This window comes from Flavobacterium seoulense (assembly GCF_000695795.1).
Taxonomy (GTDB): domain Bacteria; phylum Bacteroidota; class Bacteroidia; order Flavobacteriales; family Flavobacteriaceae; genus Flavobacterium; species Flavobacterium seoulense.
This window is the reverse complement of the sequence record NZ_JNCA01000001.1, coordinates 465,666-480,725: the sequence shown is the minus strand read 5'-3', so window position 1 is coordinate 480,725 and position 15,060 is coordinate 465,666. Positions and strand designations below refer to the sequence as shown.

General features: G+C 32.3%; 16 protein-coding genes. 3 read left to right on the top strand and 13 right to left on the bottom strand.

The features are described from left to right. Positions 1-193 precede the first annotated feature (193 nt). Positions 194-1,060, top strand: coding sequence for a DUF3800 domain-containing protein (locus FEM21_RS01900; RefSeq protein ID WP_160171303.1), 867 nt, complete (start codon positions 194-196; stop codon positions 1,058-1,060). Between the two features lie 42 nt (positions 1,061-1,102). On the opposite strand, the gene FEM21_RS01895 is transcribed toward FEM21_RS01900, so the two are convergent. The 13 genes from FEM21_RS01895 to FEM21_RS01835 all read right to left on the bottom strand — a co-directional run bounded on the left by FEM21_RS01895 (position 1,103) and on the right by FEM21_RS01835 (position 13,304). Then, positions 1,103-1,921 (bottom strand): MOSC domain-containing protein, encoded by an 819-nt coding sequence (locus FEM21_RS01895; RefSeq protein WP_035657038.1) that lies wholly within the window; start codon positions 1,919-1,921, stop codon positions 1,103-1,105. Between the two features lie 39 nt (positions 1,922-1,960). Beyond that, complete coding sequence (locus FEM21_RS01890; protein WP_035657037.1) at positions 1,961-4,348, bottom strand: heavy metal translocating P-type ATPase; 2,388 nt, start codon at positions 4,346-4,348, stop codon at positions 1,961-1,963. An 87-nt stretch (positions 4,349-4,435) separates the two neighbouring features. Beyond that, complete coding sequence (locus tag FEM21_RS01885) at positions 4,436-4,996, bottom strand: helix-turn-helix domain-containing protein (protein WP_035657036.1); 561 nt, start codon at positions 4,994-4,996, stop codon at positions 4,436-4,438. A gap of 104 nt (positions 4,997-5,100) precedes the next feature. Beyond that, positions 5,101-5,697: a DUF3347 domain-containing protein gene (locus FEM21_RS01880; RefSeq protein WP_035657034.1), complete on the bottom strand. Its 597-nt coding sequence runs from the start codon at positions 5,695-5,697 to the stop codon at positions 5,101-5,103. A 25-nt stretch (positions 5,698-5,722) separates the two neighbouring features. After that, a complete protein-coding gene (locus FEM21_RS01875; RefSeq protein WP_035657033.1) occupies positions 5,723-6,526 on the bottom strand; it encodes a hypothetical protein in 804 nt (267 codons plus the stop codon). Then, the gene (locus FEM21_RS01870) at positions 6,527-7,048 is read right to left on the bottom strand and encodes a heavy-metal-associated domain-containing protein (protein WP_035657031.1); all 522 of its coding nucleotides are present in this window, start codon (positions 7,046-7,048) and stop codon (positions 6,527-6,529) included. It lies immediately after the preceding gene. An 87-nt stretch (positions 7,049-7,135) separates the two neighbouring features. Continuing rightward, the gene (locus tag FEM21_RS01865) at positions 7,136-7,507 is read right to left on the bottom strand and encodes a heavy-metal-associated domain-containing protein (protein ID WP_035657029.1); all 372 of its coding nucleotides are present in this window, start codon (positions 7,505-7,507) and stop codon (positions 7,136-7,138) included. A 156-nt stretch (positions 7,508-7,663) separates the two neighbouring features. Beyond that, positions 7,664-8,032, bottom strand: coding sequence for a hypothetical protein (locus FEM21_RS01860; protein WP_035657027.1), 369 nt, complete (start codon positions 8,030-8,032; stop codon positions 7,664-7,666). Between the two features lie 91 nt (positions 8,033-8,123). Then, positions 8,124-8,465: a phage holin family protein gene (locus FEM21_RS01855; protein WP_035657026.1), complete on the bottom strand. Its 342-nt coding sequence runs from the start codon at positions 8,463-8,465 to the stop codon at positions 8,124-8,126. Between the two features lie 92 nt (positions 8,466-8,557). Beyond that, on the bottom strand, positions 8,558-10,477 hold the full coding sequence (locus tag FEM21_RS01850) for a family 43 glycosylhydrolase (RefSeq protein ID WP_035657025.1): 1,920 nt from the start codon (positions 10,475-10,477) through the stop codon (positions 8,558-8,560). Between the two features lie 11 nt (positions 10,478-10,488). After that, a complete protein-coding gene (locus FEM21_RS01845) occupies positions 10,489-11,586 on the bottom strand; it encodes a glycoside hydrolase family 43 protein (protein ID WP_051627441.1) in 1,098 nt (365 codons plus the stop codon). 169 nt (positions 11,587-11,755) lie between these two features. Beyond that, entirely contained in the window at positions 11,756-12,517 is a 762-nt protein-coding gene (locus FEM21_RS01840; RefSeq protein WP_035657023.1) for an alpha/beta fold hydrolase, read from the bottom strand. Between the two features lie 73 nt (positions 12,518-12,590). Beyond that, positions 12,591-13,304: a pyridoxine 5'-phosphate synthase gene (locus FEM21_RS01835; protein ID WP_035657021.1), complete on the bottom strand. Its 714-nt coding sequence runs from the start codon at positions 13,302-13,304 to the stop codon at positions 12,591-12,593. A 115-nt stretch (positions 13,305-13,419) separates the two neighbouring features. Here FEM21_RS01835 and FEM21_RS01830 point away from each other — a divergent pair, with 115 nt between their 5' ends. Both FEM21_RS01830 and FEM21_RS01825 read left to right on the top strand, forming a co-directional pair. Further along, the gene (locus FEM21_RS01830) at positions 13,420-14,076 is read left to right on the top strand and encodes a CBS domain-containing protein (RefSeq protein WP_035657019.1); all 657 of its coding nucleotides are present in this window, start codon (positions 13,420-13,422) and stop codon (positions 14,074-14,076) included. 5 nt (positions 14,077-14,081) lie between these two features. Then, on the top strand, positions 14,082-14,966 hold the full coding sequence (locus FEM21_RS01825) for an NAD kinase (protein ID WP_035657018.1): 885 nt from the start codon (positions 14,082-14,084) through the stop codon (positions 14,964-14,966). Positions 14,967-15,060: the final 94 nt, after the last annotated feature.

Here is a 15,060-nt window from a genome sequence, read left to right as displayed (position 1 = left end):
AATATATTGAAAGTAAAAATTAATATTAATTATCAGATTTTAAATCAGCTGGAAAATTTTGTAAGAAAAAATGAATATATTTGAATTACAAATAAAAAAATAATTCATACATATATCTGGATAAATAGACATTCTTTAACTAATGTATAAACTAGTGTTATTTTATGAATTTGATGATATAAAAAGATTAAAAATGGCTTACACTTACTTTTGCTTTAGTGATGAATGTGGAGATTATCAGCCTAATATGGCTAAAAATCAATTATCATCTCACCCTTTTTACATTAGAACAACTTTAATAATAAATTCAAATGAGTGGAAATTTCTAAATCAAAGATTTCGTGAACTAAGAAAAAAGCATAAAATGCCTCTAGGAGAAATCAAGTGGGCTAATTTATGGTCTTTACGTAACTATCAAAAAAAAGGACAAGAAATCCCAGAAAAAACTGGTTTCAAACATTTAGAAAACATAGATTATCATCATATAATTAATTTCATTGAGGAATCTCTTTCTGTAATAAACGAATTAAAAGAAAAAAAGATAATTGTAACCTACACAAAGAACACTAATACCCAATCTTACAGTGAAAAAAATATTCTATACTTTCATTTACAAGAACACATGCAACGGATAGAAATGGAACTTTCTAAACATGAAAACAATCTAGGTGTATTATTTTTTGATCCTGTTAGTACTACTAAAAACGAATTATTTAGAGAAGTATATAATAACTTATATGAGAATGGCGATTTTATTAATAAATACAGTTTTATAAAAGATAGCTTAAATATTGAAAATTCTCATCATTCTGTGGGAATTCAATTGGCTGATTTTATTTCCGGATCATTCAGTGCGCTTCTTAAATCTTGTCCTGAAAAAGATTATTCACGTGGCGCAAAAATGTTTTACGATTCTGTACATCCAAATCTACGACGAAATGAACATTCAGAAATTCATGGATGGGGTATTCGAGAAGTTCCTAGCTGTCAGACCACAAGAAATTGGATAAAAAAACATTTAAAAGATTATCAACCCAAACTAAAAACACCAATCCAGTAAAACCTTCCGAATTCACAAAATTTATGACAAAATAAAAACAAATTAAATCCTTTTTTGAACTGTTATTACATCCCCAACTCCAATATTTCCCAACTGTTTCGCAATAACATTTTGTCCAAAAATTACTTTTTTACGCACTTTTTTATATTTCGAAAGCGTAAACAAAGGATCTTTTCCTGAAACAATACCCGTTTCGGGATCAATCGTGATGATTATACATCGCCCGGAAGGTTTTACACCATAAAAAGGAAGATTTCCTATGGTAAATTCTTTCCAAATTTCTTCTTCATAAGCTTCACCTCCGGTAAAAACAAAATTAGGCCGGAAGCGACGTATAGAAACTGCCTGACTCATTCGGGAATTCAAATCATCTAAAGAAGATTGTCCAATAATTAAAAACGGAAATCCATCCGAAAACGAAGTCACATCATTTGGCGTCACAGCATAATCCGGTTCAACTTTTCGTAAACTTTCATCAGGCATATAAACCAAACGAACGGCGAAACCTAAAATAGCACTAAACCATTGCGATATTTCGGGACTTACTTCAAAAGCAACAACAATATCTTCCCAAACCGTTACTTCAATACTTTTTTGGTTTCCCGAAAAATCTGGATTTAACGAAACCTTAACCGATTCCTGCACTGCTTTATGAGAAATTTCGAGAAAATCAGCTGTAATCTTAGTTTGAAAAAGCGCCAGTTTTGGATGTTCTCTTTGGGTAATAAAACAATTGTTTTCATCCACCAGTAACCATCTTCGGTCGTGTTCTAAACCTCTATCAGTGACTTTTGATTCGTTCAAACTTATTCCACCCAATGATTTTACAGGATAAATCCAAATTTCTGAAAGCTGCAACATCTTAATTTATTTTTCATCAAAAATAACAAAAACAAATCATTATAACTTCAAATTTCGCAATCGCAAGGCATTCGAAATTACCGAAACTGAACTCAAACTCATTGCCAAAGCGGCAATCATTGGCGAAAGCAAAATCCCGAAAAACGGATATAAAACTCCGGCTGCTATTGGAATTCCGAGTACATTATAGAAAAAGGCAAAAAATAAATTCTGACGAATGTTTCTCATAACAGCCTGACTTAATTCTTTTGCTTTTACAATTCCCTGCAAATCACCTTTGACCAAAGTAATCTTAGCGCTTTCTATGGCAACGTCAGTTCCGGTTCCCATAGCAATTCCTACATTGGCCTGAGCCAAAGCCGGTGCGTCGTTAATTCCGTCTCCAGCCATCACTACAATCTTACCCTCGGCTTGTAATTTCTGAATCACTTTTAGTTTATCCTCGGGCAAACAATTGGCTACAAAAGAACTTAGTTGTAATTCATTAGCAACCGCTTGGGCTGTATTCTCGTTATCACCAGTAAGCATAATCACATCAACTCCCTGATTCAGCAACTCTTTTACCGCATCTTTACTGCTCGCTTTTATAGCATCTGCAATAGTAATAAAACCTAAAAATTGGTTTTCAATTGCAATATAAGATACTGTTTTACCTAGTTTTTGCTCGGCTACAATCTGGCGTTCAATCTCTGGCGGAATTGTGACTTGTAAGTCTTCCATTAATTTTACATTTCCTAATGCTATTCTTTTATTGGCTACCGTTCCTAAAACTCCTTTTCCTGTAATCGATTCAAAATTATTTGCTTCTAAGAGCTCTATTTCTTTCGCTATCGCAAAATTTACTACGGCTTGCGCCAATGGATGTTCGCTATGCTGATTGACCGCTGCAATCATTTGTAACAAATCATTTTCATTATCCTGAATCGAAAATACTTTTTCTACCGATGGTTTTCCTTCAGTAATAGTTCCGGTTTTATCAGTAATCAATACATCAACCTTATTCATACTTTCTAAAGCTTCAGCATTTTTAATCAACACTCCTGATTGCGCTCCTTTGCCCACACCTACCATAACCGACATAGGTGTTGCCAATCCCAAAGCACAAGGACAGGCAATAATTAAAACTGCTACAGCATTAATAAAACCATACATTAAAGCGTTTTGTTCCGGACCAAATTGTACCCAAACAAAAAAAGTAAGCACAGCAGTAACTACCACTATTGGCACAAAATATTTAGCAACTTTATCGGCTAGTTTCTGAATAGGAGCTTTAGAACGACTGGCTTCTTTAACCATTGCAACAATTTGCGAAAGCAAAGTTTCCGAACCTATTTTCTCTGCTTCCATCACAAACGATTTAGTCCCATTTATAGTTCCTGCAATAACCCAATCTCCACTTTTTTTATCTACAGGAATCGGCTCACCAGAAATCATCGATTCATCAATAGTACATTCGCCATCAATTATTTTTCCATCAACCGGAATTTTCTCTCCCGGCTTAACACGCAGCAAATTGCCTTTTTGTATGTCCTGAATTGCAATTAGCTGTTCTTTTCCATCGATTATTAAATGCGCTTCACTGGGCGCTAATTTGAGTAATTCTTTAATCGCACCACTGGTACGACTATGCGCTCTGGCTTCTAATAATTGTCCGAGTAAAACCAAAGTCAAAATAACAGTGGTCGCTTCAAAATACAAATGCACTGTTCCCATCGAAGTTTTAAATTCTTCAGGGAAAAACTGAGGAAAAAGCAACCCAAAAATGCTAAAAAGAAACGCCATTCCCGCACCAATCCCAATAAGAGTAAACATATTCAGATTCCAACTCAAAATAGATTTCCAGGCACGCTCAAAAAACATCCAACTGGCATAAAAAACAACAGGAAGCGATAAGACAAACTGAATCCAATTCCAGCTTTTCATGTCCAAAATATGCATAAGCGGATTCCCTGGAATCATATCTGCCATGGCAATAATAAAAATAGGAATTGTAAAAAGAGTCGCTATTTTCATTTTATGCCATAACTCTAAATAGCTTTTATTCTCATCCTCATCAGTAGCTTCTATTGTTACCAAATCCATTCCGCAAACCGGGCAACTTCCTGGTTCATCATACACTTTATCACCTTCGCAAAACATTGGGCAATAGTATTTTCCCACCGCGTTTGCTGGCGGAGCCGGAGCGACTGTTTTAGTCACTTTTAACTTTAAATCATTGGGATTAAAAACCTTTATAGTATAATTTCCTGCCGCCGAAAGAACTTCCTGAAAATGGGCAAGTTGAATTGGTTTTTGCATCGAAATTACCGCCTGTGGCGGATTCAAACTCACCTCAACATCTACTCCTTCGATAGTATTGAGTGCATTTTCAACTTTTGATTTACAAGAATTGCAATGCATGCCGTTAATTGTATAAGTATATTTCATTTTTCAGAACTATTATAATGATTATTACAAATTTCCGAATAGAATCAAATCACAGCATTACACAATTATGGAAAGGTTTTGTATGATTTATAAACCGTCTAGCTGTTTCCTTTTTTTGCCTTTCAATTGTTTGAACTGTGTGGGCGTAATTCCAGTTGTTTTTTTAAACTGATTGCTCAAATGAGCCACACTGCTATAATTCAGCTGAAACGCAATTTGGCTTAAACTAAGTTCATTATAAATCAATAATTCTTTGACTCTTTCTATTTTTTGGGCAATACAATAATGTTCGATGGTAATACCTTCAGTTTCCGAAAATAAATTACTCAAGGCGCTATAATCTTGTTTTAAATCATCGGCAATGTAAGCGGATAAATTCATTTTCAATTTTTCGTTTTGATAATGAACTAATTCAATGATTAAGTTTTTTATTCGCTCAACAGTTTTACTCACTTTATCATCTAATAGTTCAAAACCCAAAGCTTTTAATTGCTCAGAGAGAAGTTGTCTTTGCTTTTCGTCTAAAGCAGTTGCAATTTCGACTTCGCCTAATTGTATTGATTGTATGGCAATTTTCATTTCGTCAAAAATGTTTTTTACTGCCATTTCACAACGGCCACAAACCATATTTTTAATGTATATTTTCATTTAAGAAACTGTTTTTAGAACTGTTGAAACAAAAAATCCTAACTTAAATACAAAGTTAGGATTTTTAATAAGCTCTTCTTTTCGAATAAATAAATCAAAAACAATTATTTAATCTCTTTAATCATTCCGCCACATTCAAGCATTTCAGAACCATAATATGGATTTCTGATTGCTTTCATTTCGCTTATCCAATAACCGCTTTTTCCTTCATTGTACATTGGGCAATAATCCTGAAACAGTTTTTTATTGGTTCCAAAAGTGGCAATCAAATTAGTAATGTCTTTACTTAAAACTGCAAAATACATTCTCTGTTGATCGATTTTACCATAATTCGAAACAATTAATGCTGCTTGTGCTTTAGCATCATCTGTTATATTTGAATATTTTGTCAATAATTCTTTTGAAATTTTATCGGTTTTAGTTTCTGCAACCGCTTTAGCAAAATCATTAGCTGCTGCTGTAGCTTCTTTTCCTTTATCGTTTGCTAAGGCATTTTTTATTTTTAAATAAGCATCAATAATTGCATCTGTAGAAACTGAGGCTTTCACATCAGCATTCACCTCAGCAATTTCAACTTTGGTATCTCCGGCATCAATTTTAACAGCAACCGGAGTTTCTGATATTTTATCTTCTTTATTTTTTTGATTACAGCTTAGCATTACAAAAGCCAATAACATTGACGAAAGAATTATTTTTTTCATTTTTTAAATTTTAAAAGAGTTAAAACTATTTAGTTACATTAAAGAAAGTGTACTCTAATTTTAGCAGGATACTATTGGTATTCATACGTTCCATATCTGAATATATTTGATGTCTGTAAGCTAAATCTATTCGAGCCTGACTATTTACAATAAACTGAATCGAAGGTACAACATCTAAATAAGATTTCCCATTTTGATTTAAACGTTGACCTAATAATTCCAGCATTGCATTAATATTAGTTTGTTTAAAGTTAGTATACTTTTTAGGATGCATTAATTGTCCTATCGAAAGTGTATAATTCATGGCACTATTACTAAATTCTTCCGGTAGAATAAAATCCTGATTATTCAAAGCTCTTTCGTAACTTATCGAAGCACTCAAGGCGGTTTTATTAATCAATTTAGTTCCTACAACACCTAGTTCGTAACCTGAATTCATTCCCATCGTTTCAATATCTTCCTGATAAATAGGCGAATTATTAGTACTTATTCGACCAAAGGCCGCTAATCTAAAATGACTATGGAGATCATCTTCTGAAAAAAATCGGTATTTAGCATATAAACTACCGCCTTCCAGATTGAGATTTCCTTCTTTATCACTCATGAATGCCGATGCATGAATCATCCAGTCTTTATTAACACCCCACATCAATTCGGGCATATTATGAAAATTGTTTTTACCTTCTTTTACAAAAGAATACATACTCATATTCCTTATTCCTATTGCTCCGGTAGGCATATTACTTGCTGGTTCGGTCATTACAAATAATTCCTGCGCATAGATTTGGAACGAAAACAAACTCAAAATAATGATTACAAAATACCTCATCTAGATTGTTTTTACGAAATAAGTATTCTCAGTGCCAAAACCAACATATTTGGCAAGCATTTTAGCCGATTGTTTGTATTCTTTTTTAGTTACAAAACCGCTATTCAACACTTTTAATTTCAGTGTTTCGTTAATTGTTTTTTCAACAGGATTTACAAAAACATAGGTTCCGCTTGCATTTTTAAAACTGCTGTTATCTTTTACTTCTGCATTTTTTACATCCATTGTTAAAATCATTGAACCAACAAAAAATCCTGTTTTTTCAATATTACTCTTTAACATTTGAGGAGTAACTAAACTATTATTTTTTAAATTAACCACAAAAGTATTATTGTTCAAATCAATCATTACTTTTTCTACTTCAGGCATTGCTTTCAATTGCTTATTGATTGCATTTGAACACATCGAACAAGTCAAACCTGTTGCTATAATTTCGGCTTTCGAAATTTGAGAATAGGAATTTATAATACTAAATAGCATCACAAATACTATCAATTGTTTTTTTATATTAATTGTTTTCATCTTGTTTCAATTTTAAAATTCAATCACTACAGTTTCATTCGAAAAATATTTATTCGATAAAACCGTAGTGAATAAATTAGTTACAGATTATTTTTTAACTGCTTTTTTAGTTGGGCTTACCACATCTCGATCATATTGGCAGCAAGCATGCAGTTTATTATATTGCGTTTCATCAGCTGTGAATTTTTCGTTTTCATATCCTGCAGCAGCGATTTTCTTTAAAATATCATCCGAATTTATTTTAGAAGCATCATACTTTAATGTTGCCATTTTAGTTTTTGTATCCCAGTTTACAACAGCAACATTTTTAATATTTCCTGCTGTTTCAATAGTCTTTTTGCACATACTGCAGTTACCTAATATTTTTACGGTTTCTGTTTTTTCATTTTTAATTTGAGCTGTAATACTTATAGTTGATAGCAATACTACTGCTATCATTATTTTTTTTAATGATTTCATGTTTTTGTTCTTTTTGAATAAATGAAGATTAATTAAATGGCAACAAAAGTTGTAACAACGAATGTTTTCCTAATTTAACTAATCGATAAAATGTAATGATTGTAAAGCAAATTTGCTTTTTGAAATGGATAGACCAATGGCTATCACAAAAATATTTTAGCCTATTTTAGGTATAAGCCAAAGTGAAGAATATCCATCAGAAGTAAGGGATATTGAATGAGAAAAATTTTGTTTTTTTTCTGAAAAGCTAAAAATAGCATTCGGAATTCCGTAATGAATAGTGGCAGCAATTCCGATATTTACTGAAGAAACACTGCACATTGATTGTCCACATTTTCCTGAACAACCTTTGTCTTTTGATTCTTTAGATTTTGATTTTTTGCTGCAGCAATCCATTTTTTTTGTCTTAGAAGACATTTCCATTTTACAAGATGATTTTCCTGATTTTGATCCGCATGCATAACTGTTACCGGGCATCAAAAAGAAGCCCAGTAATAGTATTAATATGATGTAGATTTTATTCATTTTTAAATCTTGTATGAAGCAAAATTACTATTTTTTAATCAGCACAAAGTAAAACTATTTGTATTTATGATTTTTTTATAGTTTTTAATCTCTATTTTTTACTTAAAAACAAATTAGCAAGTGATTGTGAAACTGACAATATAATACTAAATAATAATGCTGTAAAGAAATTATCGACTGTAAAACCACCTACAATATTGCTACACAATATGATGATCAAACCATTGATTACTAATAAAAATAATCCCAATGTAAAAAAGGTAATTGGTAAAGTAAATAATACCAAAATAGGCTTAACAAAAAGGTTAAGTAATCCTAAAACAATGGCTACGAAAAGTGCTGTAGTAAAACTGGCTACATGCACTCCTTTCATAAAATGAGAAATAAGCAATACTAAAATAGCACTAACTAATACTTTAATAATTAATTTCATTTACTTTTTATTTATTGCTTCAAAAATAGCACTATTTTAAATTATAGCCATTGGTTTAAACAAAGAAATTATTTCAATTTGAAAAGCAAAACTTATTTTACAACTCCTTCTGTAGTCATTACTACTCGTTTTATCGTTCCATCTTGATTATATTCTAATTTATCAATACAAACTGATCTACTGTAACTCGAACCGTTAGTTTGCATAGCTCCATTGTGATATATAAAATAAGGCTGTCCTTTAAATTCTAAAATCGCCTGATGATTTGTATTCGAATTTCCAGTAATTTCATTTAAAATTCCTTTGTATTCATAAGGTCCTTCTATATTATCAGCCATCGCATAAGCTATTTTTTCAGGAAAACCAGTTGCATAACTCAGGTAATATTTACCATCTTTTTTATGAATCCAGAGAGCCTCGGTAAATTGAAATCCCTCGAAATCTATTTTCTTAATCGCACCATCAATTTCAATCATATTTTCTTTTAGTTTAGCATAATAGCAAACACCATTACCCCAAAACAACCAAGCCTGTCCGTTATCATCAATAAAAACAGCTGGGTCAATACAAGTCCAGGAATGTGTTGATGCGAAACAATCGGCATTTGTTAACAGTGGTTTTCCCAGAGCATCTTTATAAGGTCCTTGAGGTTTATCGGCAACTGCGACCCCAATTCCAGAACCATTAGTACTAATGTACCAATAATATTTTCCGTTTCTTTTAATAGCTTGTCCTGCATAAGCATCATTGGTTTTATCCCATTTAAAATCTTCAATTTTAAGCGGCACTGGATATTCGGTCCAATTTTTTAAATCGGTAGTCGAAAAAACCAACCAGTCTTTCAGTTTATAGCCTTTTTGCCCACCTTCAAAATCATGTCCTGTAAACAACCACAGCGTATCTTTTTCGACAAAAGCAGCCGGATCGGCCGTGAATTTATGTTTGATTATTGGATTTCCTTCTGATTTAAAACGGTAACAACCTTCCTTAGTAGTCAATAAACTTTGTGGTACACCACCCCATTTTTCGTTTAAACGCTGTGCTTCTTCTTTTGTAATTCCAATAACACTTCCGTGTCGTGGAAAGAAATTCTTGGTAAACGATTCTGTTTTTTCTGTAAAATGATACAAATCTTTAGAACGCTGAAATTCATAACGCCCGCTGGAATACAAATCATACATTAAAATATATTCGTCACTATTATTCAATTTAAAAACTGATGAACCTTCGACACCCGTTTTTGTATTTGCATAAGCATCTAAATATTCAAAACTTTCTTTCCAGGGACCTTGTAATTTTTTACTCGTAGCCTGCTTGATTCCGTTTTTGATTTCTTTTCCGTTTTCGTCTTTTGTATTTCCTTTATAAAAGAAATGATAAACACCATCTTTATAAATAATATCTCCGTCAATAGCGCCATCTTTTGGGCTAAACATTAATTTTGGTTCACTTTCAAAAGCTGTAAAATCCTTATTGGCGTAAGCACAATAGAAATCAAGTTTCTCATTGTATTTAAAGCGAACTGTAAAATAAACCAGATACTTTTTTACTTTAGCATCATAAAAAGTTTGTGGCGCCCAAACCCATTTTATATCCTTAAATTTCTTAGGATATAATTTTTCTAAATCAATAACACCCGATTTCCAATCAATCAAATTATTAGATTTAAGCAACGTAATTCCGGGATTGTAATCCCAGCCATTTTTCTTGGTATTCATATCAGTCGCTACCATGTAAAAACTTTTTCCATCTGCTCCTCTAAGAATATGCGGATCCCGAATTCCGCCGGTGTTCGAAATATCTTTTGATGGAATAACGGGGTCATTATTATTTAATGCTTTCCAATTAACTGCATCATCGCTTACTGCAAAACGCAATTGTTCCTGTTTTTCGGCAGCTCCTTTTCCCTCAAAATAAGCAAATAAATAAGCTTCTTTCTTTTGATTTTGGGCAATACTATTTGATAATCCTAATACAAAAAGTAGTACTATGTGGTATATTTTTTTGTTCATGATGAGTTATTTTATTTTTCGAATGAAAGATTCATATTCCAATGATTTGCTAAACGAAGCGCTTCTTCTTTTGTTAAAGAAACAACGGCAGCATGCTTAGGTGATGAAAAATTAGTTGCTTTCATCACACCTTCGTTAAAATGACCCAATGGCTTAAATGTTTTAAAATCGGTAGTTTCCATAAAACCAAAATTATGCGGCTTGATTCCATAAATGTCATACATTAAAATCCATCTTTCCTCATTATTTATTTTCCAAATATGAGGCGCTTCGCAGGCTTTTGGTTCAGGATCAATCCAAGTGTCATCAAATACATAATCAGTATTAATTTTACTGGAAATTGCCTGTTTTATACCCGGAGTTCCATCATGTGGCGTATAAAACATGTGGTATTGCTTTCCTACTTTTGTAATATCGGCATCGATATAAGAAATGTCTTTTGGATATTCGAAAAGCAATTTAGGAGCCGATGTCAGTTTATTAAAATCATTATTTACATAGCTGTAATACAATTTATTTTTTCCATTTTTAAAACGCATGGTATAATAAATCATTAACTTTTTTTCTTTCTCATCATAGGTTATTTCGGGAGCCCAGGCACAACCTATTTCATTCAACCCCGGAAAAGCCTGATCTAATCTAACTTTAGCAGTTGACCAATGAATTAAATCTTTGGATTTCATTAAAACAAAACCTCTATTGTTTCCCCAGCCATAATCGTCTGAACGTTCCCACTGTGTATTTCGAAAACCTTGTTCTTTTCCAAAAATATGCAAATCAGTCATCGACAAATAAAAAGTCCCGTCAGGTCCTCTAAAAATGTGTGGATCCCGAATCCCTTTTTGTTCAGCAATGGTATCACCAGCAATTACTGCCTTACCTTTGTTAATATCAGTAAAACTTTTGGCATCAGTACTTAATGCCATGTGCAAACTATGATCATCATCTTTAAAATAAACCATTAAGTAAGCACTTAAATTTTTTGAAGAAGAAGTATTTTTATTTTTTACAGAACTGCAACTTTGCAATAATAAAATCCCCAATAAATGTAAAACAAGGTTTTTAGTCGAAAACCATTTTACGAAATCAGGACGAATAGTAGTAATCATTTTATTTTGGTTGATGGTTAATATTGGTTTTTAATTTAAGAAAACTATCATTTTCAGAAAAGTACAAAACAAGTGTTTTTTATACATTTATCAAAATATGAAACAAAAAAACAGTAATTTAAAAAATCACTGTTCTTTCTTTTATAATTTCTTTTGATTTAAAAGATGACTATTTTAAAAATGAAATTGCCATTTGATAAAACAAAGCTGGATTTTCGGCATGAAGCCAATGTCCCGCATTAGGAATCGTTTCCAGTTGCATTAAAGGGAAATGAGTCATTATATTTTCGACATCTGAGTCTAAGATATAATTTGAACTTCCGCCACGAATAAAAAGTGTTGGCTTTTCAAAAACCAATTCAGCTGGCAAAGCAACACCTATTTCGCTAACTTTATCAGTTAGCACTTTAAGATTAAAACGGAAAGCGAGTTGGCCTGGTTCGAGCCAAAACAAGTTTTTTAATAAAAATTGTCTGGTTCCAAAATCAGTTATATGTTGGCTTAAAACAGCTTCAACATCAGCTCGGCCAGGCTTAATCGAAAAATCGACAGCATTTAATCCCGCTAAAATAGTTTGATGATGCGGTGCGTAATATTTTGGACCAATATCGGCAACAATCAATTTTTCGACCATTTGAGTATATCGGGTTGCAAAAAGCATTGCAATTTTCCCTCCCATTGAATGTCCTAAAATATCGATTGATTCTAACGAATGCGACTGACAATAATCAAACACATCCTGAACCATCAATTCATAACTAAACTCTTCTGACTGTATACTGCGACCATGATTACGCATATCAAGTAAATGCACCTGAAACCCTTCGGCAGCGAATTGTTGTCCTAAAGTTTTCCAATTGTCCGACATTCCAAGAAATCCATGTATAATTAAAAGTGGTTTTCCCTGTCCTTCTATTTTTGAATAAAGCATTTTGATTTTAGATTTTAGATTTTAGATTTTAGATTGCAGAAAAAAATCCTGCTTAATCTTCAATCAATTGAAATTATTTTAATTTTCGCAAATACATATTAACCACGTTCTCTAAACCAAGATAAAGCGCTTCGGAAATTAGAGCATGACCAATTGAAACTTCTAATAATCCTGGTATATTTTGTTTAAAGAATTGAATATTATCTAAACTCAAATCATGCCCGGCATTAATTCCTAAATCTAAATCATTTGCCAAAACAGCCGATTTTATATACGGATCAATTCCTCTTTCGTTTCCTAAACTGTATTGATGTGCAAAAGCTTCGGTATACAATTCAATTCGGTCAGTTCCAGTTTTTTTAGCACCTTCAATCATCTCAAGAACCGGATCAACAAAAATTGAAGTTCTAATTCCGTTACGTTGAAATTCCTGAATCATCTCAGTTAAATAGGCTTGATTTTCGACAGTATCCCAACCTGCAGAAGAAGTTATGGCTCCAATTGCATCCGGAACAAGAGTAACCTGCTCTGGCTTACATTCTAAAACCAAATCAATAAAATTGTGCTGCGGATTACCTTCGATATTAAATTCGGTGTAAACAATAGATTTCAAATCACGCGCATCCTGATAACGAATATGGCGCTCATCAGGTCGCGGATGAATAGTGATTCCTTGTCCTCCAAATTTTTGAATATCGGTGGCTACTTTTAATAAATCAGGAACATTTCCTCCACGGGCATTACGTAAAGTAGCTATTTTATTGATATTTACACTTAATTTTGTCATTAGAATACTTTTTTATTTCGAAAAACTATAATTAAGGCACAAAAATACAAAGTAAAACCTAGGCGTTTTTGCCTTTTTTTGATTATTTTGCATAAAAATTCAGCACTTATACAAAATGGAAATTACAAACTACATTACCAACGATTTCAAACCTATTGACAGCCAGGAAACTATTGCTGTTGTCAAGGATTTTTTGGTTGATTTTGAGTTTTCACATTTTCCGATAGTTGAAGACGAAGTTTATATAGGCAGCATTTCGGCTGAAGATGTTGAAACCTGTGAAGACGAGAAAAAAGTAGCCGATTACAAATATACGCTCGAGACTTTTTTTATTAGAACCAATGCTTTATGGTTTGAAGTTTTAGAAGTTTTTGCCAAAAATCATTCTAATGTAATTCCTGTTTTAGACGAAAACAATAAGTATGTAGGCTATTACGAAATGGAAGACATTATTACTTTTTTTAATCAAACGCCTTTTGTAAAAGAGCAGGGAGCGATTATTAAGATAAGAAAAGGAATTTTAGATTATTCTATGAGTCAAATTACCCAGATTGTTGAAAGCAATAATGGAAAACTTTTAGGATTATTTATTTCAGAAGCCGATTTGGAAACTGTTGAAGTGACTGTAAAAATTACTCCTGGAACTATCAATGAAATTATCCAGACTTTTAGACGTTACAATTACGAAATTATTTCCGAACATCATGAAGATAACTATATCACTAATTTAAAAGAACGTTCAGACTATTTAGACAAATATCTTAACATGTAAACCCAATGAAAATAGCCATTTACGGTCAATATTATCAAAATAGCACAGAACCTATTATAAAAGACATCTTTGTTTTTTTCAACAGAAACAACATCGAAATAGTTATCGAATCTAAATTTCTTGCTTTAATTCAGGAAAAAAAAATCATCGAAAAGGAATACAAAACATTTTCTTCTCATAGTGAATTAGATGCTAGTTTTGATATGTTGCTAAGCATTGGTGGAGATGGAACGATATTAAGAGCAGCTACATTAGTTCGCAACTCGGGAATTCCTATTTTAGGTATCAATGCAGGAAGATTAGGTTTTTTGGCTACGGTTCAAAAAGAGAATATTGATAAATTTTTACAAATTGTAATCGATAAAAAATACACTCTTTCTAAAAGAACGCTTTTAAGTTTAACTTCTACACCCGAAAACGAAGCTTTAAACGATATTAATTTTGCGATGAATGAAGTTTCAGTGAGCCGAAAAGACACTACTTCGATGATTACGATTGAAACTTATTTAAATGGCGAAATCCTGAATTCCTATTGGGCTGATGGATTAATTATTTCCACTCCTACAGGTTCTACCGGATATTCCTTAAGCTGTGGTGGTCCTATTTTAACTCCAGATGTAAAAAGTTTAGTGATTACTCCTATTGCTCCTCATAATCTTAATGCAAGACCACTTGTAATTCCTGATGAAACCGAAATTATGCTAAAAGTTTCCGGAAGAGAAGAAAATTATTTGGTTTCACTAGATTCCAGAATTACTTCAATAGCAAACGAATCGGTTTTAACAATAAAGAAAACACCTTTTCAAATCAATATGGTCGAAATACCTAATGAAACTTTCCTGAAAACCTTACGAAGCAAATTACTTTGGGGAGAAGACAAAAGAAATTAATCTCTTTTTGAATTCATATTTATACAATACCTTATAAATTTTACGTTTAAGTAGAACAAAACGAATTCTCATTAGAATAATTGAATATTTTTCA

What these genes read in the sequence shown, in the direction of transcription:
- FEM21_RS01900 (WP_160171303.1), top strand. Translation starts at nt 194, where the DNA reads ATGGCTTACACTTACTTTTGCTTTAGTGATGAATGTGGAGATTATCAG.
- FEM21_RS01895 (WP_035657038.1), bottom strand. Translation starts at nt 1,921, where the DNA reads ATGTTGCAGCTTTCAGAAATTTGGATTTATCCTGTAAAATCATTGGGT.
- FEM21_RS01890 (WP_035657037.1), bottom strand. Translation starts at nt 4,348, where the DNA reads ATGAAATATACTTATACAATTAACGGCATGCATTGCAATTCTTGTAAA.
- FEM21_RS01885 (WP_035657036.1), bottom strand. Translation starts at nt 4,996, where the DNA reads ATGAAAATATACATTAAAAATATGGTTTGTGGCCGTTGTGAAATGGCA.
- FEM21_RS01880 (WP_035657034.1), bottom strand. Translation starts at nt 5,697, where the DNA reads ATGAAAAAAATAATTCTTTCGTCAATGTTATTGGCTTTTGTAATGCTA.
- FEM21_RS01875 (WP_035657033.1), bottom strand. Translation starts at nt 6,526, where the DNA reads ATGAGGTATTTTGTAATCATTATTTTGAGTTTGTTTTCGTTCCAAATC.
- FEM21_RS01870 (WP_035657031.1), bottom strand. Translation starts at nt 7,048, where the DNA reads ATGAAAACAATTAATATAAAAAAACAATTGATAGTATTTGTGATGCTA.
- FEM21_RS01865 (WP_035657029.1), bottom strand. Translation starts at nt 7,507, where the DNA reads ATGAAATCATTAAAAAAAATAATGATAGCAGTAGTATTGCTATCAACT.
- FEM21_RS01860 (WP_035657027.1), bottom strand. Translation starts at nt 8,032, where the DNA reads ATGAATAAAATCTACATCATATTAATACTATTACTGGGCTTCTTTTTG.
- FEM21_RS01855 (WP_035657026.1), bottom strand. Translation starts at nt 8,465, where the DNA reads ATGAAATTAATTATTAAAGTATTAGTTAGTGCTATTTTAGTATTGCTT.
- FEM21_RS01850 (WP_035657025.1), bottom strand. Translation starts at nt 10,477, where the DNA reads ATGAACAAAAAAATATACCACATAGTACTACTTTTTGTATTAGGATTA.
- FEM21_RS01845 (WP_051627441.1), bottom strand. Translation starts at nt 11,586, where the DNA reads ATGATTACTACTATTCGTCCTGATTTCGTAAAATGGTTTTCGACTAAA.
- FEM21_RS01840 (WP_035657023.1), bottom strand. Translation starts at nt 12,517, where the DNA reads ATGCTTTATTCAAAAATAGAAGGACAGGGAAAACCACTTTTAATTATA.
- FEM21_RS01835 (WP_035657021.1), bottom strand. Translation starts at nt 13,304, where the DNA reads ATGACAAAATTAAGTGTAAATATCAATAAAATAGCTACTTTACGTAAT.
- FEM21_RS01830 (WP_035657019.1), top strand. Translation starts at nt 13,420, where the DNA reads ATGGAAATTACAAACTACATTACCAACGATTTCAAACCTATTGACAGC.
- FEM21_RS01825 (WP_035657018.1), top strand. Translation starts at nt 14,082, where the DNA reads ATGAAAATAGCCATTTACGGTCAATATTATCAAAATAGCACAGAACCT.